Consider the following 2,257-nt stretch of genomic DNA (forward strand, 5'->3'; position numbering starts at 1 on the left):
CCCGTCCGGGTGGGGCTCCTCCCGGGGCGGCCACCCCGGCTGGTACGTCGGGGGCCCTTCGGCGGGCGTCGCCACCCGCGCCGCCGGCACGGTGGGTGCGACGGGCGCCTCGGGCGGGGCGGCCGGCGTCTCCCGTTCGGCCGGGGGCGTGCGCCCGCAGACGTGGTCGGGGTTGGCGGCTGCCCGGGCCAGGGCCGCCACCTGCCCGGCGAGGGGGTCGTCGGCGGCGAGGTGCTGCCGGCACAGCTCCCGGGCCAGGGCCAGGTTGTCGTGGGCCTCGGCGAACTCCCCGCAGTCGCGTTGCATCGCTCCGAGCCGGGCCAGCATCTTGATGCCGCTGAGGTGCCCGTCGCCGTACACCTCGCGGTGCAACTCCCAGGCGTCCTGCAGGCGGTCCCGGGCCACCTCGCACTGGCCCCGCGCGTACTCCACTGTGGCCAGGTCGGCGTGCGCGGCCAGCACCCGCAGCGACTCCGGCCCGTCCGACGCGGTCAGCTCGATGATGACGTCGGAGTAGAGCCGGGCGGCGCGGGCGTAACTGCCGACCCGGTGCAGCACCGCCGCGAGGGTGGCCGCCGCCGCCACGGCGCGCGGGTCGGAGTGACCGTGCAGCCGCGTCGTCGCCGCGTACGCGAAGGCGGCCCAGCCGCGCGCGGAGTGCGGCTCGCCCAGCGCGACCAGCACGCGGGCCTGGAGGCCGGCGGCCTCGGCCAGCTCGGGCGAGGCGTGGTCGGGGCGGGGGTCGGCGTCGCTCAACGCGTCGGAGAGCAGCTGTTGCGCACCGGCCAGGTCGCCGGCGGACACCAGCTGGTGCGCCTGGCCGGTCAATTCACCGAAGGCGGGAGACACGTCCCATCGTGGCCGCACCGCGACAATATGTACAACCCCCCGACGATCGCGATTCGGTCATCATCCGGTCAGGTGGTCCGTCATCGCCTCGCTGATTCGCCGTAGCTGGTCGACCTGGGCGGGGCTGAGCGCGTCGAAGAGGTGCCGGCGTACGCCCTCGACGTGGTTGGGCGCGGCGGCGGCCAGCGCGGCGAACCCGGCGTCGGTGAGCACGGCGACCTGTCCCCGCCGGTCGGTCGGGCAGTCCTCGCGCCGGATCCAGCCGGACGCCTCCAGCCGCGCGGCGGCGTGCGAGAGGCGGCTGCGTGAGGAGCCGGTCGCGTCGGCCAGGTCGCTCATCCGCAGCCGCCGGTCCGGGGCCTCGGAGAGTCGGACGAGGATCTCGTAGTAGGCGTGCGGCATCCCGGCGTCGCGCTGCAACTCGCGGTCGAGCTTCTCCATCAGCGCCCGCGAGGCGGCCAGGTACGCCCGCCAGGTGCGCTGCTCGTCGGGGTTCAGCCAGCGGGTCATGACCGCAATCATACCGCATGTCGTTGAACGCTCAACTAAAGCGCGCTACCGTGGGGTCATGGGAATCCACCGCCTCAACCACGCCGTCCTCTACGTCAGTGACCTGGAGCGCAGCGTCGCCTTCTACGGCGACGTGCTCGGCTTCCGGGTCATCCCGATGACCCCGGACGGTTTCCGGGGAGCCGCCTTCCTTCAGGCGCCGGGCTCCACCAACGACCACGACCTCGGCCTGTTCGAGATCGGCCGGGCCGCCGGGCGCTCCACGGCCGGCCGGGCCACCGTCGGTCTCTACCACCTGGCCTGGGAGGTCGACACCCTCGACGAGCTTGCCGCCGTCGCCGAGCGGCTGACCGCCGCCGGCGCGCTGGCCGGCAGCTCCGACCACGGCACCACGAAGAGCCTCTACGGCCAGGACCCGGACGGGCTGGAGTTCGAGGTCGTCTGGCTGGTACCGGCCGACCGACTCGACGACGCCGCGCTCACCGCCCGAAAGCGGATCGGCCGCCTCGACCTCGACCGCGAGCGGCAGCGCTACGGCGGCCAGACCCGCGGTGGCGTCGGGATCTCCGTCCCGGCCTGACCGCCGTGCCGGCCCGGCGCGGGGGATCGCCGCGTCCGGGCGGCGGGCGGTGGGGTAGAACGGCAGGATGCCGACCGATGCCGTCCTCCGCGAGCTGCTCGTCCGACAGCTCGACGCCTGGTTGCCCGCAGCGCTTCAGCGCTCGCGGCGGGCCACCCTCGCCCTGGCGTACGCCGGGACCGACGGCGGCGGCGCGGACGCCGCGCTGCGAGTGATGCGGGAGTTCGCCGACCGGCTGCGCGGGTCCCGGCTGACCGTGCTGGTGCTCGCCGAGGGCGACGAAAGCCTGCCGGCCCGCCTCGGCGCGGCCGAGGCGGC

At 75.1% G+C, this 2,257-nt stretch carries 3 protein-coding genes and 1 pseudogene; 2 read left to right on the forward strand and 2 right to left on the reverse strand.

Annotated features, from left to right (window positions below; all coding sequences use genetic code 11):
• The coding region (locus MCAG_RS23785) for a tetratricopeptide repeat protein (protein ID WP_157548614.1) at positions 1-849 on the reverse strand (849 nt) is incomplete at its 3' end.
• 60 nt (positions 850-909) lie between these two features.
• A complete protein-coding gene (locus tag MCAG_RS23790; RefSeq protein ID WP_007075518.1) occupies positions 910-1,371 on the reverse strand; it encodes a MarR family winged helix-turn-helix transcriptional regulator in 462 nt (153 codons plus the stop codon).
• 46 nt (positions 1,372-1,417) lie between these two features.
• On the opposite strand from MCAG_RS23790, the gene MCAG_RS23795 reads away from it, so the two are divergent.
• Positions 1,418-1,939, forward strand: a complete 522-nt coding sequence (locus tag MCAG_RS23795; RefSeq protein ID WP_007075519.1) for a VOC family protein — start codon at positions 1,418-1,420, stop codon at positions 1,937-1,939.
• A 67-nt stretch (positions 1,940-2,006) separates the two neighbouring features.
• Positions 2,007-2,257: pseudogene (locus tag MCAG_RS23800) on the forward strand (hypothetical protein); the annotation flags it as partial.

The organism is Micromonospora sp. ATCC 39149, from assembly GCF_000158815.1.
Classification (GTDB): domain Bacteria; phylum Actinomycetota; class Actinomycetes; order Mycobacteriales; family Micromonosporaceae; genus Micromonospora.

Bases quoted from the DNA above. Each gene is read 5' to 3' on its own strand.
- MCAG_RS23795 (WP_007075519.1), top strand. From the start codon at position 1,418: ATGGGAATCCACCGCCTCAACCACGCCGTCCTCTACGTCAGTGACCTG.
- MCAG_RS23790 (WP_007075518.1), bottom strand. From the start codon at position 1,371: ATGATTGCGGTCATGACCCGCTGGCTGAACCCCGACGAGCAGCGCACC.